The organism is Sphingopyxis sp. 22461, from assembly GCF_052044915.1.
In the GTDB taxonomy this organism is placed as follows: Bacteria; Pseudomonadota; Alphaproteobacteria; order Sphingomonadales; family Sphingomonadaceae; genus Sphingopyxis.
On the sequence record NZ_JBQENY010000012.1, the window covers coordinates 130033 to 151472 of the forward strand.

A 21440-nucleotide genomic window follows, 5' to 3' on the forward strand; every position below is an offset into this window, starting at 1 on the left:
ACAGGCATGGGCATCGACACATTGTTGCGACAATTGCGCGACATAAATGAACCGCGAACAAAGCGCGGCGTCATCGAGGGTTAAGCGCTCTCATGCGAAGAAAAAAACGAAGACAGAAAAGAAACAAAGGTTCTCCCCCAATGAATAACATCCGCCTGACCATTTCCGCACGCGCCGCCCTGCTCGCCGCAGGCGCATCGTTCGCGCTGCCCGCGATGGCCGAGGCGCCGATCGGCCCGCCGGCCGCCACCGCGGTTGCCGAACAGCCGGCCGAGGCCGCGCCGGCCGCGCCCGAAACGGTCGAGGATGCCTATGACGACTACAGCGAGGACGAGATCGTCGTCACCGCGCCGCGCCTCGCGGGCCAGCTCGACACCGACATCAAGGCCGAGGCCGAACTCGATGAGGCGGCGATCGCGAGCTATGGTGTGTCGAACGTCTCCGAACTGCTCGACGCGCTCGCGCCGCAGACGCGCTCGGGCCGCGGGCGCGGCGGCGGACGGCCGATCATCCTCGTCAACGGCCGCCGCATCGGCGGTTTCGGCGAAGTGCGCAACCTGCCCCCCGAAGCGATCGCGAAGGTCGAGGTGTTCCCCGAGGAAGTTGCGCTGCAATATGGCTATTCGGCCGACGAGCGCGTCGTCAACATGGTGCTCAAGCCCAATTTCCGCCAGATTGCGGTCGAGGGCGAAGGCGGCATCCCGACGCAGGGCGGCCGTTTCCAGAGCGAGATCCAGCCGAGTTTCCTCGCGATCGGCGAAAACGGACGCCTCAACGTCAACGCCGGCTGGGAACATAAATCGATGCTGCTCGAAAGTGAGCGGGATCTCGATTACGACGATCCGGCGCAGGCTGCCGAGGCACCCGCGCGCAGCCTGCTCGGTGCCTCGGACGAATATTCGATCGACGCGACGATCCAGCGCAGCCTGAACAAGACGACCGACGCGTCGATCAACGTGCGTTTCGACCAGACTGATACTCTGTCGCTGCTCGGCCCCGGCGTCGGCGGCGTCGGCGACCCGCTCGAACGCGACGGCCGCAGCCGCAACCTCACCACCACCGCCAGCGTCAACGGCATGCTCGGCGACTGGCGCTGGTCGCTGTCGAGTAATTATGCCGACGCTGACCAGCTGACCTTCACCGACCGCATCAGCGGAACGCGCGACCGGTTCGAAAGCAGCCAGCAGACGTTCGGCGGCAACGCCAACCTGTCGGGTACGGTGACCGACGGCTGGGCCGGGCCGATCCGCCTGTCGATGACGGGCAGCTATTCGGGGCTGCGCTTCGACAGCCGGTCGGACAATGCCAATGGCATCACGACGACCGACCTCGCGCGCGACTTGCCGAGCGTGTTCGGCTCGCTGACCGTGCCGCTGCTCGACCCTGAATATGAGGTCGGCAATATCGGCCGCGTCTCGCTGACTTTGAGCGGACAGGTCCAGAACCCGAGCGATTTCGAGGCGCTCAAGAGCTGGGGCGCGAACGTCAACTGGGGCGTGACCGACAATCTCTCGCTGATCGCAAGCTTTAATCAGGACGAGGCGGCGCCCGGCATCCAGCAGCTCGGCGCCGCGCCGCTGGTGACGCCCGCGGTCACCTATTACGACTTTGCGACCGGCCAGACGGTGCAGATCACGACGACGACGGGCGGCAACCCGTTCCTGCTCGCCGAACAGCGCCGCGATTTGAAGTTCGGGCTCAACTGGTCGCCGCCGATGCTCGAGGGGCTGAATGTCTCGGTCAATTACAACAGCAACAAAAGCTATGACACCGCGAACAGCTTTCCGTTGCTGACCCCCGAGATCGAAGCGGCCTTCCCCGATCGCGTGACGCGCGATGCGAACGGCGTTTTGCTCGCGCTCGACCAGCGGCCGGTCAATTTCGACCGGGTCGAAAATTCGCAGATCCGCTGGGGCCTCAATTTCGGCAAGAGTTTCGGCCAGCAGGAACAGCGCGGCCGCGGCGCGGGTGGTCCCGGTGGCGCACGTCCCGAAGGTGCGGGCACGCGCGAAGGCGGCGGACCGGGCGCCGGTGAGGGGCGTCGGCGTGGCGGCGGCGGCCCGCGCATGGGTGGTCGCGGCGGCCGCGGCGGTCCCGGCGGCATGTTCGGCGGGCCGCAGGGCGGGCGCTGGCAGGTCTCGCTTTACCACACGATCAAGCTGACCGACAAAGTGCTGATCCGCCCGGGCGTGCCCGAACTCGATCTTTTGAACGGGTCGGCGACGGGCAGCGGCGGCGGTAGCAACCGCCATCTGTTCGAACTCGACGGCGGTCTGTTCAACAAGGGCATGGGCGTGCGGCTCAGCGCCAAATATGACAGCGGCAGCACGGTGACGGGCGGCACCGCGGGCGACCTGAAGTTCGGCGACCTCGCGACCTTCAACCTGCGCTTCTTCGTGGATCTGGGTCAGAAGCCGAAGCTCACCGAGAAGCTGCCGTTCCTGAAAGGATCGCGCCTGCGTCTTGCGGTCGACAATATCTTCGATGCGCAGCGCAAGATCACCGACGCGAACGGCCGCGTGCCGCTCAACTACCAGCCGGGCTATATCGACCCCTTGGGCCGCTATATCGAGCTGGAGTGGCGCAAGACTTTCTAGGCCGCAGCCCGCGCACCGGCGATCGTCTCACGCGGCGGCTCCGAGGGGACAAAGGTCAACGCCTTCGCGAACTGCGCGGTGCAGCTTGCCCAGCTGTACCGCGCGCCGAGCGCTTCGGCGTCGGCGCGGTCGCACGCGAGCGCCGTGTCGATCGCCCGGCCGAGGTCTTCATCGAGCGCGCCCGCGCCGCCCGTCACGATGTCGCCCGGGCCCGGCACCGGATAGGCGGCGACCGGCGTTCCGCAGCTCATCGCCTCGATGATGACGAGCCCGAAGGTGTCGGTGCGGCTGGGAAAGACGAAGACGTCGGCGCCCGAATAGGCCGAGGCCAGTGCCTCGCCGCCGAGCTTGCCGAGGAACAGGGCTTTGGGGTGCTGCGCCTTCAACTCGGCGAGCGCCGGGCCTTCGCCGACGATGACTTTCGTGCCCGGCCGGTCGGTCGTGAGGAAGGCGCCGATATTCTTCTCGACCGCGACGCGCCCGACATAAAGCTGGATCGGCCGCGCCAGCCCTGCATAGGCCGGGTGCGGCGCGCGATCGGGGCGGAACAGCTCGTGGTCGACCCCGCGCTCCCACATCATCGTCTGGCCGAGGCCCTGGTCGGCGAGTTCGCGCGCCAGGCTGCGCGTCGCGACCATGATGTGCCGCGCCGGACGGTGAAACCAGCGGATGAAGCGCCATACGAAGGCGGGTGAGACGGGCAACCGCGCCGCGACATATTCGGGAAAGCGCGTGTGATAGGCGGCGGTGAAGGGGAATTTGTTGCGGATGCACCAGCGCCGCGCGGCGAGGCCCAGCGGGCCTTCGGTCGAGATATGGATCGCCTGCGGTCCAAAGGCGCGGATGTGCCGCCCCACCTTGCGCCAGCCGGCAAAGGCGAGCCGGATTTCGGGATAGGAGGGGCAGGGGAGCGAACGGAACAGGTCGGGCGAAATGACCCCGACCTCATGCCCCGCGGCGCGCAGTTCGCCGACCGTCGCCTGCAATGTGCGGACGACGCCGTTGACCTGCGGCTCCCACGCGTCGGTGACGATCAGGATTCTCATGCAGCGCGCGCCGGGGCGGGCAGTTTCAGCGGCGTCGGCGCGGTGCGGCTCGCGACCTCTTCGGCCCAATGGAGGATTTCCATCGTGCCGTCGTGATGTTCGACGAGCGCGGTGCAGCCTTCGACCCAGTCGCCGTCGTTATAATATTCGGTGCCCTCGATCTCGCGCATCTCGGCGCTGTGGATATGCCCGCACACGACGCCATCGACCCCGCGCGAGCGCGCGGCGTGCGCGACGACTTCCTCATAGCGGCCGATGAACTGGACGGCGTTCTTGACCTTGTGCTTGGCGACCATCGACAGCGACCAATAGGGCAGGCCGAACGCGCTGCGGATGCGGTTCACGACCACATTGCACTTCATCAGCGCGGTGTAGGCGGCGTCGCCGACGAAGGCGAGCCAGCGGTGAGCGAGCATCACCGCGTCGAACTCGTCGCCATGTACGACCAGCAGTTTCCGCCCGTCGGCGGTTTCGTGGATCGCCTCGCGGCGGATATCGACCCCGCCGAAATCGAAGCCGTCGAACGGCTTACACATTTCGTCATGGTTGCCGGGGACATAGACGACGCGCGTGCCGCGCTTCGCGCGCTTGAGCACGCGCCAGACGACGTCATTATGCTCGGGCGGCCAGAAATGACGTTTCTTGAGCCGCCAGCCGTCGATGATGTCGCCGACGAGGTACAGCGTCTCGCAATCGACATGGTCGAAGAAATCGATCAGCATCGCGGCGTTGCATCCGCGCGTGCCGAGGTGAATGTCGCTCACCCAAACGGTGCGATAGCTGCGCCGCTCGCCGATCACGCGTTCGGGAATATGCGGGTCGCTGGTGAACGGGTCGGGAAAACGCGCGGGGATGGGCAGGGTCGAAATCGTGGCCATGTCACACTCCGTAAGCAGCCTCGGGCTGCCCACGGCCTAGACAGGAGTTTTGTTACACCCTGCGACTCAAAGTCGCGACAATATGGCGACGGTTTGGCGTCACTTCCGTGACGTTGCCTATTTGACACATATCCGGTTAACCATGATCCAATCAGGTTCGCCGAATGACCAGGTTCCTGATTTCGCTCATATCTTCCATGGCAAAGCGCACGCCCTCTCGCCCCAATCCGCTATCCTTCACCCCGCCATAGGGCATGTTGTCGACGCGGTAACTCGACACGTCATTGACGACGATGCCGCCGACGTCGAGATGATCCCACGCGTCGAGCACTTTATGGATGTCGCGCGTGAACAGCCCGGCCTGCAGCCCGAACTTGCTGTCGTTGACCTCGGCGAGCGCGGCTTCCCAGTCGGTGAATTTCGACAGGATGACGACGGGGCCGAACGCTTCCTCGTGCACGACGTCGGTATCGGTCGGCACATTTTCGAGCAGCGCGGCCTCCAGCATATTGCCCTCGCACCCGCCGCCCGCGAGCAGCGTCGCGCCCGCGGCGACCGCATCGTCGATCCAGCCTTTCAGCCGCTGCGCTTCCTTGACCGAAATCATCGGGCCGATGAAGGTGTCGCGATGCTTCGGATCGCCCGATTTCAGCGTCTTGACCTTTGCGGTCAGCATGTCGCGGAACCTGTCGTAAATCTCTTCATGGATGATCACGCGCTGCACATGGATGCAGCTTTGCCCCGACTGGTAATAGCCGCCGAAGATGATCCGCGCGAGGGCATGGTCGAGGTCGGCGTCCTTGTCGACGACGACCGCAGCATTGCCGCCGAGTTCGAGCACGACCTTTTTCTTGCCCGCCTTTGCCTTGAGGTCCCAGCCGACGCCGGGTGAGCCGGTGAAGGACAGAAGCTTCAGCCGCTCGTCGGTGGTGAACAGGTCGGCGCCGGCGCGCGTCGCGGGGAGGATGCTGAACGCGCCCTCGGGCAGGATGTCACACTCGGCGAGCACCTCGCCCATGATGATCGCGCCGAGCGGCGTGAGCGACGCGGGCTTCATCACGAACGGGCAGCCGATCGCGATCGCCGGCGCGATCTTGTGCGCGGCGAGGTTGAGCGGGAAGTTGAACGGCGAGATGAAGCTGCACGGCCCGATCGGCACGCGCTTCCACATCCCCATATAGCCCTTGGCGCGCGCCGAAATGTCGAGCGGCTGGACTTCGCCATAATTGCGCGTCGCTTCCTCGGCGGCGATGCGGAAGGTGTCGATCAGGCGCGTGACCTCGCCCTCGCTGTCGGCGATCGGCTTGCCCGCCTCGACGCACAGCGCATAAGCGAGTTCGTCGAACCGCTCCTGGAACCGCCCGACGCAATGCGTGAGCACATCGCGCTTCTCGAAACTCGCGAGCCGCGCCATCGGCTCGGCTGCGCGGACGGCGCCCGCGATCGCCTCATCGATCACATCGGGGGTTGCCAGCGCGGTGCGGAACGCGACCTCGCCGGTGAACTTGTCGATCACCTCAAGGTCGGTGTTCGGCTGCACCGCCTTGTTGTTGAGATAGAGCGGATAGACGTCTTTCAACTTCATTTTTCACCTCTCCGTTCCCCGGCGAAGGCCGGGGCCCAGGGCTAGAACGCGCGACGATAGCGCAAAGGCGCTCTGGGCCCCGGCCTTCGCCGGGGAACAGGAAGCAGGAATTACAATTCTTTCGACAGCCGCTTGATGTCGTTGTTCAAAATCTGGTCATTCTCGGAATAATCGACCGGACAATCGATCAGATGCACACCCGGCGTGCTCAGCGTATGCGCCAGCAATTCCTTCAGATGCGCCGCGCTCTCGACGCGGTGACCGTGCGCACCATAAGCCTCGGCATATTTGACGAAATCGGGGTTGCCATAGGTCAGCCCCCAATCCTTGAAGCCCATGTTCGCCTGTTTCCAGCGGATCATGCCATAGCTGTTGTCGTTGAGGATCAGCACGGTGATGTTGAGCCCAAGCCGCACCGCGGTCTCCATCTCCTGGCTGTTCATCATGAAGCCGCCGTCGCCGCAGATCGCCATGACCTTGCGCCCCGGATAGACCATCGCCGACATCATCGCCGACGGCAGCCCCGCGCCCATCGTCGCGAGCGCATTGTCGAGCAGCACGGTGTTCGGCTTGCACGCGGTATAGCCGCGCGCGAACCAGATCTTGTACACGCCATTGTCGAGGCAGATGATCCCGTCGTCGGGCATCGCGTCGCGCACCGACTGCACCAGATGCGGCGGGAAGATCGGGAAACGCTCGTCCTTCGCCAGCGGCGTCGTATGGTCGACCTCGGCCTTGCGATAGGCGAGCAGATGATCGAATTTCCACCCGCCGTTGGGGACGATATCCTCCTTCATCTGCCACACGGCATTGGCAATATCGCCGATCACCTCGATGTTCGGAAAATAGACCGGATCGACCTCGGCAGTCTTGCTCGACACATGGATGACGGTCGGGCCGCCGCGCTGCATGAAGAAGGGCGGCTTCTCGATCACGTCATGGCCGAGGTTGACGATGCAGTCCGACGCCTCGACCGCGCGGTGGACGAAATCGCCTGACGACAGCGCAGCGCAGCCCAAAAATTTCGGATGCCGCTCGTCGATCACACCCTTGCCGAGCTGCGTCGTCAGGAAGGGGATGCCGGTCTTTTCGATGAATTGCAGCAGCATGCGGCCGGTCATTGTGCGGTTGGCGCCGGCGCCGATGACGAGCACCGGCGACTTCGCATTTTCGAGTGCCTTCACCGCCTCGCGGATCGATTTCACATCGGCGTTCGGGCGCCGCGAGTGGCTGCGCTTCAGCGGCAGGCTGTCGGTATGTTCGTCGGCGATATCCTCGGGCAGTTCGATATGCACCGCGCCGGGCTTTTCCTCCTCGGCGAGGCGAAAGGCTTCGCGCACGCGGCTCGGGATATTGTCCGACGAGGCCATCTGGTGCGTATATTTGGTGATCGGCCCCATCATCGCGACGACGTCGAGGATCTGGAAGCGGCCCTGTTTCGATTTCTTGATCGGTTTCTGGCCCGTGATCATCATCATCGGCATGCCGCCGAGCTGGGCATAGGCGGCCGCGGTGACGAAGTTGGTTGCGCCGGGACCCAATGTCGCAAGGCACACGCCGGTCTTGCCCGTATGGCGTCCGTAAGTTGCGGCCATGAAGCCCGCGCCCTGTTCGTGCCGCGTCAGGATCAGCTTGATCTTCTTCGAGCGCGACAGGCTGTCGAGAAAGTCGAGATTCTCTTCGCCCGGGACGCCGAAAATATATTCGACGCCTTCTTCCTCCAGACACTCGATGAACAGGTCGGATGCTTTTTTCATATGTCAGTCGCCCCCTCAGCCACGCACCAAGACGATGCGGCCCCAAGTCATGCCGGCGACCCCTCAGCACATATGTTGATACAGTGGCTCTCGTCGTCAGGCCGCGAGTCCCTGCTGCACCGGGAAGAGGTTGTAACGAGGGCAAAAGCCGTTGTCACCCTGCGCGCGGCCAGCGCGTTCGGGCGGTGTCCGGTCAGCGCCGATCGACCCATATGTCGCGGTCGAGGCGCGCCGAAGCCGCCGAACCGGCGGGGATTTCGGCGCTGCGGCCGGTGGAAAGAAAGGGCAGGAGCAGAAAGGCGGCGGCGGTCGCGGCGTCGTCGCCGCCATCCTTCTCGCCGCGCGCCTCCAGCGTACCGCTGACGCGGAGCGGGCCACCGGGCAATTCGGCGTAGAGCAGTTGCACGTCGAGCTTGCCCGACCGGCCGAACGCACCGCGCTTTTCGGCGCGCGTCAGCTGAGCGACGACGACGGTATCGGCGGGTATCGCGGTCGCCCCGTCGACGATCACGGGCACCGCGACTTTCAAATACAGAAGGTCGCCCTTTTCATTCTTCTTGGTCGAAACGGCATCGCGCGTGACAAGCTCGATCAAGGTGCCCGACGGCACGTGGAGGCGTGAAGCCGATGCGGCAGGTGCCGGACCGGGCTCTTCGCCGACGACCGGATATGCAAGGACCAGTCCGATCGCGGCAAGAAAGGCGCGATGTTGTTTCACCGTGCGGCCGGCTTCGGGCGTGGAATTTCGGTGTCCTGTTCGACAAAGCCGGTCATCAGCTCGCCGGCCTTGATCTTCGCATTATTGCCTCGGGCGAGCAGGCCGAGCGGCCCCAGCGCGATGACGCCCAGCGCGGTCTCGGCGCCGCCGCCCGCACCCTTGGCGGTATTGCTGCCGCTGATCGGCACCCGGTATCCCTCGACGTCGACATAAAGCAGCCGCGCCTCCAGCGACCCCGATTTACCCGCACTGCCGCTCTTCTTCGCGGCCAGTACTTCGCCCCACGCCGTCGTGCCGACGGGCAGCGCGAGGGCGCCGTCGATGAGCACCGGCTTGTCGACGCGCAACCTGAACCGATGTCCTTGCGTGTGGGTCTTCGTCGTCACCTCCGACACCACCATGAAGTGAATCGGCGTATCGCGTTTCAGGACCAGCGGCGCGATGGCGGGCTCGGCGGCGATCGCCGGGGCCGGTTCTGCTGCATTGCTTGTTTCGACGGCCGCCGCGGACTGTGCCGACGCCGCAAGTAAAGCGGCCACCGCCGCGCCGAATATCAATGCCATTGTCTGCCCCCTGCAACCCCGCGTCAGATAGGCCATGAATAGGCGAAGTTGCCAAGCCAGAATCTTGTTGACCCGGTTGAAAAGGAGAGAGAATTGTTGCGGGTTAACCAGGGGGGAGCAGACGATGAAATATGCAAAGATTCTGGCGGTGGTGAGCATCGCCGCAATTGCGGTTTCGACACCCGCAATCGCGAAGAAAAAGGATGTCGCCTATGTGATGGTCAACGAGGAAATGGGTGTGCCCGTTTTCCCCTATGACATCACCGACAAGCCGTACAAGATCATCGGCGTGGTGACTGCGGGGGTCCGCAAGGCGACAATTTTCAGCAAGGAAGCATCGCAGCAGAAGATCTACAACGAGATTTGGGAACGCGGCGAAAAGCTGGGCGCCGATGCCGTGATCGGCGCCAAATATGGCGACAGCCGGATCACGGCGATGAGCTGGGGCAGCACCAAGGCCGGCGGCGTCGCGATCAAGTTCCTGACCGCGGAAGAGATTGCCGCCGGGGCAAAGGGCGACACGCTCGAAGGGTTCGATCCGGAGGCGTGGACCGGCAAGAAGAAATAGGGGGCTTTCGGCACAGGCCGGATGGCCTCACGAAGCAGGGAAGGGGAGCGGTGTTGCCGTTCCCCTTTTTCGTTCGATCGACGGCCGGATGACCTCGCGACTATTCGCCGTCCCAATAGCCCGGCGTCGCGGCATCGCGGCCGACCAGCAGGTCGAAGCCCGTGCCGCCCGCAATCACCCTGGTCTTGCCGCTGTCGGGATATTCGATGACGTCGAGCTCGGGGCGGGTGCTTATCGCCAGATAACGCAGCGGCTGCGTTCCGTCGTTGACGATCTGGTGCGCGCTGTCGGCCCCGCCGGCGGGGCAGGCCAGCATGTCCCCCGGCCCGACCGGGACGGAATCATTCCCCTGCCGGAACGATCCGGTGCCTTCCAGGATCACGAAAAGCTCTTCGGTCGCATGATGGTTGTGAAGGGGGAAGGCGCGTTTCCCGGGCGGCACAACGAAGATGTTACAACCGAGCCGCTCCATTCCGAGCAGCGCGCCCGCCATGGCGACGTCGACGGCGTAGCGTTCGGCCGCGGGGCCGGTCGCGCGGATCGGTTCGGGAAGCGGCGCGCAAGCCTGGGTGAAGATGTTGAGCGATTGTGGGGGCATGATTTTCTCCTGATGGCTCGCCCTAGGCCGCCACACGCGGCAACGATATTGCATAAATTGCCATATCTGCCATTCACATATGAATGATAAGAGATGTGGATTGGTCGCTTTACCGAAGCTTCCTCGCGGTGATGGAGGCGGGGTCGCTGTCCGCCGCCGGACGGCGGTTGCGGATCAGCCAGCCGACGATGGGCCGTCATATCAGGACGCTCGAAGCGGCGCTGGGCAAAAGCCTTTTTCTTCGCACCCCCGACGGGCTGTCCCCGACCGACGCCGCGCTCGCGCTGATGCCGCATGCGCGGGCGCTGGCCGATGCCGCCGGGGCGCTGACCCGTGCGGCGTCGGGTGGCCGCGATGCCATGGAAGGAAGCATCCGGATCGCGGCCAGCGAAGTGACCGCGGCCGAGATTCTGCCGCCGATCATACGCGACATGATGGATCGGTGGCCGGGGCTCGTGGTCGAGCTCGCGGTATCGAACAGCGACGAAGATGTGATGCGCCGGGCGGCCGACATCGCGGTGCGCATGGCGCCCCCGCGACAGGACGCGCTGGTCGCGACGCGGATCGGCGCCTTCGAGCTCGGCCTTTATGTCCATCCCGCCTATTTGCGCGGTCGGCCGGCGGTGGAGCGGACCGAGGATCTGCGAGAGCACCGGCTGATCGGGTTCGACCGCCCGTTCGCCTACACCGATATTTTTCGCGTGGCGGGGAAGCGCATCGCGCGCGACGACTTCGCGCTGCGGTCCGATAGCGACATGGCGCAGCTCGCGGCGATCCGGGCGGGGTGCGGTATCGGCGTGTGCCACGCGCCGCTGTCGGGTGGACTGGTGCGTCTGCTTCCCGCCGATTTCGCGCCCGAGGTCGAGATGTGGTTGCTCATGCACCCCGATCTGCGTTCGTTAAGCCGCTTCGACCGTGTCTTTGCCTATCTGGTCGATGCCTTGACGCGTCATATCGCCGGCCCCGGCGAGGTGACGGCTCCCGCGCGCTAGTCGATGTCGAACAGCCCCGCGAGCTGCTCGACCATCGTGCCGCCCAATTGCTCGGCGTCCATGATCGTCACCGCGCGGCTGTAATAGCGCGTCACGTCGTGGCCGATGCCGATCGCGCACAGCTCGACCGGCGAACGGTTTTCGATCCAGTCGATCACCTGGCGCAGATGCTGGTCGAGATAGGCGCCGTGGTTCACCGACAGCGTGCTGTCGTCGACCGGCGCGCCGTCCGAAATTACCATCAATATCTTGCGTTCTTCGGGGCGGCCGATGATGCGGCTGTGCGCCCACGTCAGCGCCTCTCCGTCGATATTCTCTTTGAGCAGCCCTTCGCGCATCATCAGCCCGAGCGACTTGCGCGCGCGGCGATAGGGTTCGTCGGCGGGCTTGTAGATGATGTGGCGCAGATCGTTCAGGCGCCCGGGGTGGGCGGGGCGCCCCGCGGCGAGCCAATCCTCGCGGCTTTGCCCGCCCTTCCACGTCCGCGTCGTGAAGCCCAGAATCTCGGTCTTCACGCCGCAGCGTTCGAGCGTGCGCGCGAGAATGTCGGCGCTGATCGCGGCGATGCTGATCGGCCGCCCGCGCATCGACCCCGAATTGTCGATCAGCAAGGTGACGACGGTGTCGCGGAAATCGGTATCGCGCTCGATCTTGTATGACAGCGACTGGCCGGGCGAGACGATGACGCGCGCGAGCCGCGCGGCGTCGAGCTGGCCTTCCTCCTGATCGAAATCCCACGCGCGGTTCTGCTGCGCCATCAACCGGCGCTGCAGCCGGTTGGCGAGCTTGGTCACCGCGCCCTGCAGATGCTGCATCTGCGTGTCGAGATAGGCGCGCAGCCGCGTCAGCTCGTCAGCATCGCACAGCTCGGTCGCGGCGATGATCTCGTCGTGTTTTTCGGTGAAGCGCAGATAGTTGAAATCGGGAATGTCGCTCGGCAGGCGGTTGGGGCGCACGGGCAGCATGCCCTCGTCGCCTTCGCCGCCCATTTCGGGCTCGCCGTCGGCTTCCATTTCCTGCGCGTCGGGGTCGCTGTCGCCGTCGTCGGCCTGATCGCCCGCCATTTCGGCGCGCGCGTCGACCTGGCTTTCACCGGCGCCGCCGTCTTCGCTTTCCTGCTCTTCCTGGCTTTCCTCGGCTTCGCTCTCGTCCTGCTCGCCGCCGTCCTCGCTGCCTTCCTCCAGGGGCTCGTCGCTCTGGATCAGGTCGAGGTGGCGCAGCGCGAGCTTCGCGGTTTCGGCAAAGGCGGCTTGGTCGTCGAGGAGCATCGACAGCGCGGTGAGGTCACCGCCCGCCTCGTTAGTGATCCATTCGCGCACCAGCGACAGCCCGGTCTCGGTCCCCTGCGGCGCCTGCTCGCCGGTCAGCGCCTCGCGCAGCATCAGTTCGAGCGCGCTCGAAATCGGCACATCCTCGCGCCCTTGCGCGCGGCTGATCGGATCGCTGCGCATCCGCATCGCGAGGCTGGCGGCAAGGTTGCCGCGCATGCCGTTCATATGGCGCGCGCCCAGCGCTTCGACCCGCGCGCGCTCCATCGCGTCGAACGCGGCGGCGGCGATCGGATCGGCGGGGCGAGCCGCGGCGTGCAGCTTCTCGCTGTGATGCTTCATCCGCAGCGCATAGGAATCGGCGAAACCGCGTGCCTCGGCGACCTGATCGGCGGGCAGCGTGCGCGACGGCGTCGGCACCTTGATCGCCTTGCCGATCTGCGCGGGTGCGTCGGCGGTAAAGCCGACCTCGACCTCGGCATCGCGGGTGACCGCGCGCGCGACGCTCGACAGGGCGGCCTTGAAATCGTCGAGGGGAGATTGGGCAGTCATCGTGCGGGGCGGTCTTCTAAAGCCCTCCCCCTTGATGGGGGAGGGTTGGGTGGGGGTGACGTCTCGTCCAAAGCCTTTGTCAGAAGGGTAGCGACACCGTCAATATTGGCGAGCACATCATTGTTCCAGAAACGAACCACGCGATAGCCGTCATTTTCGATGATCGCCGTGCGCGGGCCATCAATTTTTTCATTGTGCTGGCCACCGTCGATTTCGATTACGAGCCGGGCACGGTGGCTGGCAAAGTCGGCGATATATTGGCGGATAGGGACTTGGCGGCGGAAGCGCCAATCCGGAAAGGCCGTGCGCAGCAGCGTCCAGATTTTGCGTTCGGCGTCCGTCATGTCCGTCCGCAATCGCCTTGCCCGCTGGGTGGAGCCATCCGGTGGCGTTCTTTTCATGGCGCAACCACACCCCTACCGCTGCGACTAGCCAGCAAGCTGGCAAGTCTCGCTGCCTCCCCCATCAAGGGGGAGGGTTTGCTTTGCTACCCAGCTTTTGGCTTGGTGGGAATATAGCTAAGCTCGCTTGACGCAAACGGAAGGGAGGCGCATCCGCGGCCTATGTCCTCCCCCGCACTCTCCCCCATGAAAAAGCCCTGGGTCGTCATCGCCTGCGCGGCGTTCATCGTCACGCTCGCGATGGGCGTGCGCCAGTCGTTCGGCCTGTTCCTGCCGCAGATGAGCGTCGATATCGGCATCAGCCGCTCCGACTTCGGGCTCGCGATGGCGCTCCAGAACCTGCTCTTCGGTCTCGTTCAGCCCTTCGTCGGCGCGCTCGCCGACAAGCATGGCGCGGGGCGCGTCGTGCTCGGCGGGGCGCTGCTCTATGCGCTCGGGCTGATCGGCGCGGCGTTGGCGACCGACGCGATCGGGCTGCATATCAGTTTTGGCCTGCTCATCGGCATGGCGCAGTCGGCGACGACCTTCGTCGTCGTGCTCGGTGCGGTCGGGCGCGTCGTCAGCCCCGAAAAGCGCAGCAGCGCGTTCGGTATCGTCACCGCGGGCGGCTCGCTCGGCCAGTTCCTCGTCGTGCCGCTCGCGTCGATGTTGCTCGGCGACATCGGCTATCACCAGACTTTGTGGATCATGGCGGGGCTCGTCGCGCTGTGCGGCCTGCTCGCAATCGGCGTTGCGGGTCGTACCGACACGCCCGGGACGCTGCAGGCCGAGGAGCAGACCGCGCGCGAGGCGCTGCGCGAGGCCGCCGTTCACCGCGGTTACTGGCTGCTCAACGCTGGCTTCTTCGTCTGCGGTTTCCACATCGCCTTCATCGCGACGCATCTTCCCGCCTATCTCGACGACAAGGGGCTGGGGATCGAGATCGGTGCGCAGGTGCTCGCGCTCGTCGGGCTGTTCAACATCCTCGGCTCATATGTCTTCGGCCGCGCGGGCGACCTGATGCGCCAGAAATATGTGCTGTCGGCGCTCTACACCGCACGCTCGGCGGTGATCGCGCTCTTCCTCTTCCTGCCCTTGAGCCATGCGAGCGCGCTCGTCTTCGCGGCCGCGATGGGCTTCCTGTGGCTCGGCACCGTGCCGCTCACCAGCGGCATCGTCGGGCGCATCTTCGGCATCCGCTATCTCTCGATGCTCTATGGCATCGTGTTTTTGAGCCACCAGCTCGGCAGCTTCTTCGGCGCGTGGATGGCGGGGCTGATCTTCGACGCGACGGGCAGCTATAATATCGCGTGGGGCTTCTCGATCGCGCTCGGGCTGTTCGCGGGGCTCGTCCACCTGCCGATCGCCGACGCGCCGGTCAAGCGGCTGCAACCGGCGTGAAACTCGCGCGGCAGGACGGGGTGGCGCTCGCGCTCTTTATCCTGATCGCGGCGGGCGGTTTGTGGCTGTGGACCGGCGCGGGGCCGGTCGTCTGGCTCACCAATTTCGCGATCATGTGCGGCTTCTAGCCGCTTACAGCGGTTCTTCGATCTCGGGCGTCCGGTGACAGATCGCATCGTCGCCGTCCTTGGGCACGGCGGGGTCGGGGAGCAGCCGGAACACATGCGCCCACATCGTCGCGGCGCGCTCGGGGCGCGTGCGCTTGTTCGCGACCACATCGATGAAGTCCCAGCACGCAACGGCGCTGCGCAGGAAATTGCTGTGCCCGGTCGACCCGCGCGACACGTCGGTCGTGTCGATGACGGTCAAGCCGGCGCGCGCGGCGGGGTAGCAGCGCTCGGGCAATCCCTTGGCTTTCAGCTCGGCCGCCTCGAACGGGTTGAAGCAATAGGGCGAGCCCAATCGCGGATAGCCGTGGATCGCGCGCGACGCGGCGAGCGCCTTGTCGGCGCGCGATGTATAGACGGTGATCCGGCGACCCGCCGCGACGCGCCGCGCCGACAGCACTTCCTCCTCGATATCGCGCTCGAACGTTTCGCGGTCGATGTCGGGTGAGGCGAGGATGATGTTCGAGATATTGCTGCTGTCGGCGCTGCTCGACGTGCGGTCGACATAGGCGATCGCGGGGACCACGAGCCGAGCGCCGAGCGAGTGCGAGACGACCACGACCTCCTTCACCCAGCTCTGTTCGGCGAGCGATTTCAGAAAGTCGCGGAAATTGCGGACGTCGTGGTACATGTTCGTCTCGTCGACGACATAGCTCAGGACCTTGCCTTGCGACGGCCAGCTATATTCGATGATCGGGCCGTCGAACCCCGTCATGCGCGCGATCTGCGCCGCATCCTTCGACGTCGTCGAGAAATTCTCCCGGTAGCCGTGGACATAGAGCAGGACACGCCCCTGCTTGCGGTCGGTCTCGGCCTGCAGCGCGCGCCACCAGTCGGCCGAGGTCTGGAAGGCGATCGGCGCGAGCAGCTTCTCTTTCTTGCCGACCTCGACCTCGCGCGGCGCGTTGAAGCGGCCGTAGCGCATCTGGTTGCCGCGATGGTGGAGCAGCTCGATATCGGCGGTGCGGCAATCGGGCAGGCGGCTCGTCGCGAAGAAATAGGGCAGCGCTTCGCCATCGACCACCGCGCCCGGCTGCGCGGTGCAGCGCGGGTCGGCGACATAGTCGGCATGGCGGATCTTGCCATAATCGACCGCCGCGATGCTGCACCCCGACAGGGGGACAAGGGCAAGCGCGGCCAGCAGGCGCGTCATTCGCACCGCGGGTTCATCTTTGAAAAGCCTGACACATTCGCCGACGCTGGCAGAGGATGGCGGGCTTTGGAAGCGAGAAATCGATCCGGCGGATGCGCTGGCGCCCGGTTCGCTTATTTGCCGACGACGCTCTCGGGCAGATCCTCGCCGAACACGCGCTGATAATATTCGGCGACGATCATCCGCTCGGCCTCGTCGCATTTGTTGAGGAACGAGAGCCGGAAAGCGAAGCCGATATTGTTGAAGATCGCGGTATTCTGCGCCCAGCTGATCACGGTTCGCGGCGACATCACGGTCGAGATATCGCCGTTGATGAAGCCCTGGCGCGTCAGGTCGGCGACCTTGACCATGTTCGCGACGGTCGTCTCGTCGGTGTTCGGCACCTTCGCAAGGATGATCGCGCTTTCGGTCGCGGCGGGCAGGTAGTTCAGCGTGACGACGATGTTCCAGCGGTCCATCTGGCCCTGGTTGATCTGCTGCGTCCCATGATACAGCCCGCTCGTGTCGCCGAGGCCGACGGTGTTCGCGGTCGAGAACAGGCGGAAATGCGGGTTCGGGCGGATCACGCGGTTCTGGTCGAGCAGGGTCAGCTTGCCCTCGGTCTCGAGCACGCGCTGGATCACGAACATCACGTCGGGGCGGCCCGCGTCATATTCGTCGAAGACGAGCGCGGTCGGCGTCTGCAGTGCCCAGGGGAGCAGGCCTTCGCGGAATTCGGTGACCTGCTGGCCGTCGCGCAGCACGATCGCGTCGCGGCCGACAAGGTCGATACGGCTGATATGCGCATCGAGATTGACGCGGATGCACGGCCATTTGAGCCGCGCGGCGACCTGTTCGATATGCGTCGACTTGCCGGTGCCGTGATAGCCCTGCACCATCACGCGGCGGTTATATTTGAAGCCCGCGAGGATCGCGAGCGTCGTATCGCCGTCGAAGACGTAAGCGGGATCGAGGTCGGGGACGCGCTCGTCGGCCTCGCTGAACGCCGGCACCTTCATGTCGATATCGACCCCGAACAGCTCGCGCGCATCGACTTCGACATCGGGCGCCGCAAGCAGCGTCGAGCCGTGGTGGTCGGGAAGGCTGTTCGGAATATCGGTCATGTCTTCGATCGCTTTCAAATCTTATTCCCTTCTCCCTTGAGGGGAGAAGGATACGCAGCCTTATCGCGACGCGATTAGGCGAAGTTGGATGAGGGTGGGCGAAGCGAAGCTTCGCGCGAGCCTGCGGCTCGCATATCCCTCACCCAGCTTCGACTAGCGAACAAGTTCGCGAGTCTTCGCAACCCTCTCCCCCAAGGGGAGAGGGAAGAGTGCTAGCGCGGTATCGTCATGGGTTGCGGCTTGCAACGCCTTTTCAGAGCAAACCGAGCGCCTTCATCACCGCCGACTGGTCATAATAGGGACGTTCGCAGACGATCTTGTCGCCGCCCGGCGCGAATTCGAAGCTCGCGGCCATACGAATGCGGAACGCCTTGCCCGTCGGTTCGATCGTGCGCAGGCCGAGCTTCAGCGGGCCAGTGTGCGTGCCGGTCAGCCAGAATTCGACGAGCACCGTGTTCGTGTCCGCGTCGGCGGCGATCGCGATGACCTCGTTCGCCTGATCGGGAAAGGGTTCGCGCGACGTGGCGAAATAGGACCGCACCGCCGCTTCGCCGTCGAAGATCGTGCCGGGGCCCATCAATTCGTATCGCGGGTGGTCGAAGGTCGCGAGGACGCCGTCCCAATCGTGCGTGATCTCGAGCGCCATGTGCCGGCGCACCACTTCGATCCGTGCTTCGTCGAGGTCGGTCATCGTGCGTCTCCCTATGCGAAAGCCTTTGTCTTTCTCAGCAATTGATACGCCTGGACTACCTCACCCAGCCGCGCTTCGAAACTGCGATCGCCGCCATTGCGGTCGGGATGATATTTACGGACGAGTTCGCTGTAGCGCCGCCGCAGCGCTGCGCGGTCGGCGTCGGCTGGCAGCGCGAGCAACTGCATCGCGGCATGCTCCTCGCGCGACAGGCCGGGATTCTTCGCCTCGCGCCGCGCCTCGTCCATCCGCTGGCGAAAGCGCGCGCCCAGCGCGTCGATCGGGTCCCTGAAATCGGCCCAGCGCGGCGGCAGGTCGGCGCTGCCCGCGGGGCGGAAGGTGCGGCTTTCGGTTTCCCACCCCGCCGTCGGCGACTGCGCCTCCATGATCTGGTCGGCGGTCATGCCGTCGAAGAAATTATAGCCCGCGTTGAATTCGCGCACATGGTCGAGGCACAGCCAGCGATATTGCGGCGGGCCGTCGGGCGAGCGCGTCCATGCCATCGGCGCGCGAAATTCGCCGGGTTCGCGGCACCCGGGCGCGGCGCAGGACTCCTCGCGGGGGACGCGGCCATGAAAACGGGACGGGCGTGCAGAAGAAGGCACAACAGACTTTCGAGAGGCGTTGGAGGTCTTATAATTTGGCGACGAAGCGCTTATGGTCAACCCCATGAGCAGCAAAGGCCCCGTACAGCAAGAGATGGAAAGCCTGCTCAGCGCAGCCTTTCCCGACGCGAATTTCATCCTGAGCAACGACAGCGCCAGCCACCACGGCCATATGGGCGACGACGGCAGCGGCGAGTCGCATTTTAGCCTGAGCATCGAATGGGCGGGCTTTGCCGGGCAGAACCGCGTCGCGCGCCAGCGCGCGGTGAACAAGGCGCTCGGCGACCTGCCGGGCCAGCGCGTCCACGCGCTCGCGATCAAGGCGACCGCGCCCGGAGAATGACGATGCCCGACAAGGTGAACCTCGCCGACGCCTTTGCGAAAATTCCCGACGCGTGGAACCCGCGCGTCGCGGGCGACATCAATGATTTTCAGGTCAAGCTGGTCAAGCTCGACGGCAAGTTCGACTGGCACCATCATGATATCGAGGACGAACTCTTCCTCGTCGTCGCCGGCCGGATGAAGATGGCGTTTCGTGACCGCGATGTGATCGTCGAGCCCGGCGAGTTCATCATCGTCCCGCACGGCGTCGAACATTGCCCCGAGGCGCTGGACGGCGAATGTCAGGTGCTCCTCCTCGAACCGAATTCGACCCTCAACACCGGTAATGTCGAAACCGAAAAGACGCGGCTGACGCTGGCAAGACTGGACTGACCATGGACATCATCACTCCCTCGACTCACGATCTCGGCGCCTTCGAAGTGCGCCGCACGCTGCCGAACAAGGCGCGCACGATGGTCGGCCCTTTCATCTTCGTCGACCAGTTCGGTCCGGCGCATTTCGACATCGGCCGCGGCATGGACGTGCGCCCGCACCCGCACATCAATCTTGCGACGGTCACCTATCTGTTCGAAGGTGCGATCGACCATCGCGACAGCATCGGCACCTTCGCGACGATCCGCCCGGGGGCGTGCAATTTGATGACCGCGGGCAGCGGCATCGTCCATTCGGAGCGCACTCCCGTGGCCGAGCGTGCGACCGGTTCGCCGATCTCGGGTATGCAGACCTGGCTCGCGCTACCCGACGGCAAGGAAGAGATTGACGCGGCGTTCGAGCATGTCGCGAAGGAGGATCTGCCGCTGGTCGAGGACAGCGGCGTATCGGCGCGCGTCATCATGGGCAGCCTGTGGGGCGCGACCTCGCCGATCACCCAGCACGCCGCGACCATCTATGCCGACATCTTGATGAACGCCGGCGCGACGATCCCGATCGACGCCGAGGCGGACGAGCGCGCGGTGCTGGTTGCGCTCGGCGACGCGAGTCTCGATGGTGAAGCGCTCGACCGTTACAGCCTCTATATCCTCAAGCCCGGGCAGGCGATGACGCTCCGCGCCGAAACCGACGCGCGCGTGATGCTGCTCGGCGGCGAGGCGTTCAAGACGCCGCGCCATGTGTGGTGGAATTTCGTCAGCTCGTCGCGCGACCGGATCAACGAGGCGAAGCACGACTGGAAGGACCGCAAATTCCCGCTCGTCCCCGGCGACAGCGAGGAGTTCATCCCGATTCCCGAAGTGCCGAAGACGGTAAGCTATCCGTAGGTCGGGTTCCGACCAATTCCCGTCATTCCCGCGAAGGCGGGAATCCCGCTTCTTTCTCGCCGCCGCCCAGCGGGATCCCCGCCTTCGCGGGGATGACGAAGAAGGGGAAATGCGACAGCTTACCACCCCATAGCGGACACGCCGGGCTTCCCTGTCTCCTTCGCCCAACGACCCCGCCATTTGTTCCAGCTTGCCAGTCGCAACGATCCTCGCCAGATTGGTTTCGAAAAGAAACCAAAGGAGCGAAATGGATGATCGGCGATTTCGAACAGCAGCGCGTAAAGCTTGCGACGGGAGTCGAACTCGACGTCGTCGACATGGGACCGCGCGACGCGCCTGTCCTTATCTTCCTCCACGGCTTTCCGGAATCGCACCGGACCTGGCGTCATCAGCTGCCGCAATTCGCGGGCCGCTTTCGCTGCATCGCACCCGACCAGCGCGGCTATCGCGGCTCGTCGAAGCCGCAGGACGCCGAATCCTACACGCCCGACAAGCTGATCGCCGATATTTTCGCGCTCGCCGATGCGCTCGGCGTCGGTGAGTTCACGATCGTCGGTCACGATTGGGGCGGGGCGATCGCGTGGGGCGTCGCGCTCGGCGGCCAGCCGGGCGGACTCCATCCCGCGTGGGCGGGGCGGGTCACGCGTGCGGTGATCGCCAACGCACCGCATCCCGCTATTTTCCAGCGTCTCCTCGCGACCAATGAAGATCAGCGCGCGGCGAGCCAATATATCCGCACCTTTCGCGATCCGGCGAGCGACACGATCATCGAGGAGCATGGCATCGCGGGCATTCTCGCCCATGCCTTTGCCGGGCGTGTGCCGAGCGGCGGGTTGCAGCCTGCCGACGAGATCGGCCGGTTGCTGAAGGACTGGGAGGATCGCGACGCCTGCCGCGCGATGATCAACTGGTATCGCGGTTCGACGATCAACGTGCCCGCGATGGACGAACCCTATGCCGAGCCGCCCGCGGTGCCGTTCCCGAAACTGGCCATCCCGACGCTCGTCATCTGGGCGCTCGACGATGTCGCGCTGCCGCCGTGCAACCTCGACGGCATGGAGGAACTCGTGCCCGACGTGACGATCGTCCGAGTCCCCGGCTGCGGCCATTTCGTGCCGTGGGAGGCGCCCGATGCGGTCAATCGCGCGATCGATGAATTCCTCGCGGCAAAATAAACAAGGCTATCGTTTCGTTCAGAAAAAAGTGGCGGGCGGCGATTG

Annotated in this window: 22 protein-coding genes; 9 read left to right on the forward strand and 13 right to left on the reverse strand. The window is 64.9% G+C overall.

The window, feature by feature from the left end; translation table 11 throughout:
- Window positions 1–140 precede the first annotated feature (140 nt).
- Window positions 141–2597, forward strand: a complete 2457-nt coding sequence (locus tag ACTJI5_RS19440; protein WP_440861469.1) for a TonB-dependent receptor plug domain-containing protein — start codon at window positions 141–143, stop codon at window positions 2595–2597.
- Here the strand turns inward: ACTJI5_RS19440 and ACTJI5_RS19445 are convergent.
- The 6 genes from ACTJI5_RS19445 to ACTJI5_RS19470 form a co-directional block, all read right to left on the reverse strand.
- Window positions 2594–3643: a glycosyltransferase family 4 protein gene (locus ACTJI5_RS19445; RefSeq protein ID WP_440861470.1), complete on the reverse strand. Its 1050-nt coding sequence runs from the start codon at window positions 3641–3643 to the stop codon at window positions 2594–2596. The genes ACTJI5_RS19440 and ACTJI5_RS19445 overlap by 4 nt on opposite strands.
- Window positions 3640–4521 (reverse strand): UDP-2,3-diacylglucosamine diphosphatase, encoded by an 882-nt coding sequence (locus tag ACTJI5_RS19450; RefSeq protein WP_440861471.1) that lies wholly within the window; start codon window positions 4519–4521, stop codon window positions 3640–3642. The genes ACTJI5_RS19445 and ACTJI5_RS19450 overlap by 4 nt, the downstream gene beginning before the upstream one ends.
- Window positions 4522–4672: 151 nt before the next feature.
- Window positions 4673–6106: an aldehyde dehydrogenase family protein gene (locus tag ACTJI5_RS19455; RefSeq protein ID WP_440861472.1), complete on the reverse strand. Its 1434-nt coding sequence runs from the start codon at window positions 6104–6106 to the stop codon at window positions 4673–4675.
- 110 nt (window positions 6107–6216) lie between these two features.
- Complete coding sequence (locus tag ACTJI5_RS19460) at window positions 6217–7863, reverse strand: acetolactate synthase large subunit (RefSeq protein ID WP_440861473.1); 1647 nt, start codon at window positions 7861–7863, stop codon at window positions 6217–6219.
- Window positions 7864–8056: 193 nt separating this feature from the next.
- Window positions 8057–8581: a hypothetical protein gene (locus tag ACTJI5_RS19465; RefSeq protein WP_310252083.1), complete on the reverse strand. Its 525-nt coding sequence runs from the start codon at window positions 8579–8581 to the stop codon at window positions 8057–8059.
- On the reverse strand, window positions 8578–9303 hold the full coding sequence (locus tag ACTJI5_RS19470) for a hypothetical protein (RefSeq protein WP_440861474.1): 726 nt from the start codon (window positions 9301–9303) through the stop codon (window positions 8578–8580). The genes ACTJI5_RS19465 and ACTJI5_RS19470 overlap by 4 nt, the downstream gene beginning before the upstream one ends.
- Between ACTJI5_RS19470 and ACTJI5_RS19475 the strand changes: the two genes are divergently transcribed.
- Window positions 9269–9712: a hypothetical protein gene (locus ACTJI5_RS19475; protein WP_440861475.1), complete on the forward strand. Its 444-nt coding sequence runs from the start codon at window positions 9269–9271 to the stop codon at window positions 9710–9712. The two genes, ACTJI5_RS19470 and ACTJI5_RS19475, sit on opposite strands and share 35 nt — an antisense overlap.
- A gap of 100 nt (window positions 9713–9812) precedes the next feature.
- Here ACTJI5_RS19475 and ACTJI5_RS19480 read toward each other — a convergent pair whose 3' ends face one another.
- A complete protein-coding gene (locus tag ACTJI5_RS19480) occupies window positions 9813–10310 on the reverse strand; it encodes a cupin domain-containing protein (protein ID WP_440861476.1) in 498 nt (165 codons plus the stop codon).
- 95 nt (window positions 10311–10405) lie between these two features.
- On the opposite strand from ACTJI5_RS19480, the gene ACTJI5_RS19485 reads away from it, so the two are divergent.
- On the forward strand, window positions 10406–11302 hold the full coding sequence (locus ACTJI5_RS19485; RefSeq protein ID WP_440861477.1) for a LysR family transcriptional regulator: 897 nt from the start codon (window positions 10406–10408) through the stop codon (window positions 11300–11302).
- Here the strand turns inward: ACTJI5_RS19485 and cobT are convergent.
- Together cobT and ACTJI5_RS19495 are read right to left on the reverse strand one after the other, a co-directional pair.
- Entirely contained in the window at window positions 11299–13122 is a 1824-nt protein-coding gene (gene cobT / locus ACTJI5_RS19490) for a cobaltochelatase subunit CobT (protein ID WP_440861478.1), read from the reverse strand. The genes ACTJI5_RS19485 and cobT overlap by 4 nt on opposite strands.
- Window positions 13119–13523 (reverse strand): endonuclease domain-containing protein, encoded by a 405-nt coding sequence (locus tag ACTJI5_RS19495; RefSeq protein WP_058536621.1) that lies wholly within the window; start codon window positions 13521–13523, stop codon window positions 13119–13121. Before ACTJI5_RS19495 ends, cobT begins: the two co-directional genes overlap by 4 nt.
- A 186-nt stretch (window positions 13524–13709) precedes the next feature.
- Here ACTJI5_RS19495 and ACTJI5_RS19500 point away from each other — a divergent pair, with 186 nt between their 5' ends.
- Window positions 13710–14903 carry an MFS transporter gene (locus tag ACTJI5_RS19500; RefSeq protein WP_440861479.1) on the forward strand — a complete coding sequence of 398 codons (1194 nt, stop codon included), beginning with the start codon at window positions 13710–13712 and terminating at the stop codon, window positions 14901–14903.
- On the forward strand, window positions 14900–15031 hold the full coding sequence (locus tag ACTJI5_RS19505; RefSeq protein WP_440861480.1) for a hypothetical protein: 132 nt from the start codon (window positions 14900–14902) through the stop codon (window positions 15029–15031). The genes ACTJI5_RS19500 and ACTJI5_RS19505 overlap by 4 nt, the downstream gene beginning before the upstream one ends.
- Window positions 15032–15035: 4 nt before the next feature.
- Here ACTJI5_RS19505 and ACTJI5_RS19510 read toward each other — a convergent pair whose 3' ends face one another.
- The 4 genes from ACTJI5_RS19510 to ACTJI5_RS19525 form a co-directional block, all read right to left on the reverse strand.
- A complete protein-coding gene (locus tag ACTJI5_RS19510; RefSeq protein ID WP_440861481.1) occupies window positions 15036–16223 on the reverse strand; it encodes an alpha/beta hydrolase in 1188 nt (395 codons plus the stop codon).
- A gap of 113 nt (window positions 16224–16336) precedes the next feature.
- A complete protein-coding gene (gene cobS, locus ACTJI5_RS19515; protein ID WP_058536980.1) occupies window positions 16337–17326 on the reverse strand; it encodes a cobaltochelatase subunit CobS in 990 nt (329 codons plus the stop codon).
- A 253-nt stretch (window positions 17327–17579) separates the two neighbouring features.
- On the reverse strand, window positions 17580–18017 hold the full coding sequence (locus ACTJI5_RS19520) for an ester cyclase (RefSeq protein WP_058536618.1): 438 nt from the start codon (window positions 18015–18017) through the stop codon (window positions 17580–17582).
- A gap of 11 nt (window positions 18018–18028) precedes the next feature.
- Complete coding sequence (locus ACTJI5_RS19525; RefSeq protein ID WP_310252101.1) at window positions 18029–18520, reverse strand: J domain-containing protein; 492 nt, start codon at window positions 18518–18520, stop codon at window positions 18029–18031.
- A gap of 166 nt (window positions 18521–18686) precedes the next feature.
- On the opposite strand from ACTJI5_RS19525, the gene ACTJI5_RS19530 reads away from it, so the two are divergent.
- From ACTJI5_RS19530 to ACTJI5_RS19545, 4 genes are all read left to right on the forward strand, one after another.
- Entirely contained in the window at window positions 18687–18965 is a 279-nt protein-coding gene (locus ACTJI5_RS19530; RefSeq protein ID WP_231732731.1) for a BolA family protein, read from the forward strand.
- A gap of 2 nt (window positions 18966–18967) precedes the next feature.
- Complete coding sequence (locus tag ACTJI5_RS19535; protein WP_440861482.1) at window positions 18968–19336, forward strand: cupin domain-containing protein; 369 nt, start codon at window positions 18968–18970, stop codon at window positions 19334–19336.
- A 2-nt stretch (window positions 19337–19338) separates the two neighbouring features.
- Window positions 19339–20220, forward strand: a complete 882-nt coding sequence (locus ACTJI5_RS19540; RefSeq protein WP_440861483.1) for a pirin family protein — start codon at window positions 19339–19341, stop codon at window positions 20218–20220.
- Window positions 20221–20471: 251 nt separating this feature from the next.
- Window positions 20472–21395 carry an alpha/beta fold hydrolase gene (locus ACTJI5_RS19545; RefSeq protein ID WP_310252110.1) on the forward strand — a complete coding sequence of 308 codons (924 nt, stop codon included), beginning with the start codon at window positions 20472–20474 and terminating at the stop codon, window positions 21393–21395.
- The last annotated feature ends 45 nt before the right edge of the window (window positions 21396–21440 follow it).

Coding starts and splice junctions, on each gene's coding strand:
- ACTJI5_RS19540 (WP_440861483.1), top strand. CDS start 19,339: ATGGACATCATCACTCCCTCGACTCACGATCTCGGCGCCTTCGAAGTG.
- ACTJI5_RS19525 (WP_310252101.1), bottom strand. CDS start 18,520: ATGGCATGGACGCGCTCGCCCGACGGCCCGCCGCAATATCGCTGGCTG.
- ACTJI5_RS19520 (WP_058536618.1), bottom strand. CDS start 18,017: ATGACCGACCTCGACGAAGCACGGATCGAAGTGGTGCGCCGGCACATG.
- ACTJI5_RS19470 (WP_440861474.1), bottom strand. CDS start 9,303: ATGCTCACCACCGCCAGAATCTTTGCATATTTCATCGTCTGCTCCCCC.
- ACTJI5_RS19460 (WP_440861473.1), bottom strand. CDS start 7,863: ATGAAAAAAGCATCCGACCTGTTCATCGAGTGTCTGGAGGAAGAAGGC.
- ACTJI5_RS19500 (WP_440861479.1), top strand. CDS start 13,710: ATGAAAAAGCCCTGGGTCGTCATCGCCTGCGCGGCGTTCATCGTCACG.
- ACTJI5_RS19455 (WP_440861472.1), bottom strand. CDS start 6,106: ATGAAGTTGAAAGACGTCTATCCGCTCTATCTCAACAACAAGGCGGTG.
- ACTJI5_RS19495 (WP_058536621.1), bottom strand. CDS start 13,523: ATGAAAAGAACGCCACCGGATGGCTCCACCCAGCGGGCAAGGCGATTG.
- ACTJI5_RS19480 (WP_440861476.1), bottom strand. CDS start 10,310: ATGCCCCCACAATCGCTCAACATCTTCACCCAGGCTTGCGCGCCGCTT.
- cobS (WP_058536980.1), bottom strand. CDS start 17,326: ATGACCGATATTCCGAACAGCCTTCCCGACCACCACGGCTCGACGCTG.
- ACTJI5_RS19545 (WP_310252110.1), top strand. CDS start 20,472: ATGATCGGCGATTTCGAACAGCAGCGCGTAAAGCTTGCGACGGGAGTC.
- ACTJI5_RS19440 (WP_440861469.1), top strand. CDS start 141: ATGAATAACATCCGCCTGACCATTTCCGCACGCGCCGCCCTGCTCGCC.
- ACTJI5_RS19450 (WP_440861471.1), bottom strand. CDS start 4,521: ATGGCCACGATTTCGACCCTGCCCATCCCCGCGCGTTTTCCCGACCCG.
- ACTJI5_RS19535 (WP_440861482.1), top strand. CDS start 18,968: ATGCCCGACAAGGTGAACCTCGCCGACGCCTTTGCGAAAATTCCCGAC.
- ACTJI5_RS19510 (WP_440861481.1), bottom strand. CDS start 16,223: ATGACGCGCCTGCTGGCCGCGCTTGCCCTTGTCCCCCTGTCGGGGTGC.
- cobT (WP_440861478.1), bottom strand. CDS start 13,122: ATGACTGCCCAATCTCCCCTCGACGATTTCAAGGCCGCCCTGTCGAGC.
- ACTJI5_RS19530 (WP_231732731.1), top strand. CDS start 18,687: ATGAGCAGCAAAGGCCCCGTACAGCAAGAGATGGAAAGCCTGCTCAGC.
- ACTJI5_RS19445 (WP_440861470.1), bottom strand. CDS start 3,643: ATGAGAATCCTGATCGTCACCGACGCGTGGGAGCCGCAGGTCAACGGC.
- ACTJI5_RS19475 (WP_440861475.1), top strand. CDS start 9,269: ATGAAATATGCAAAGATTCTGGCGGTGGTGAGCATCGCCGCAATTGCG.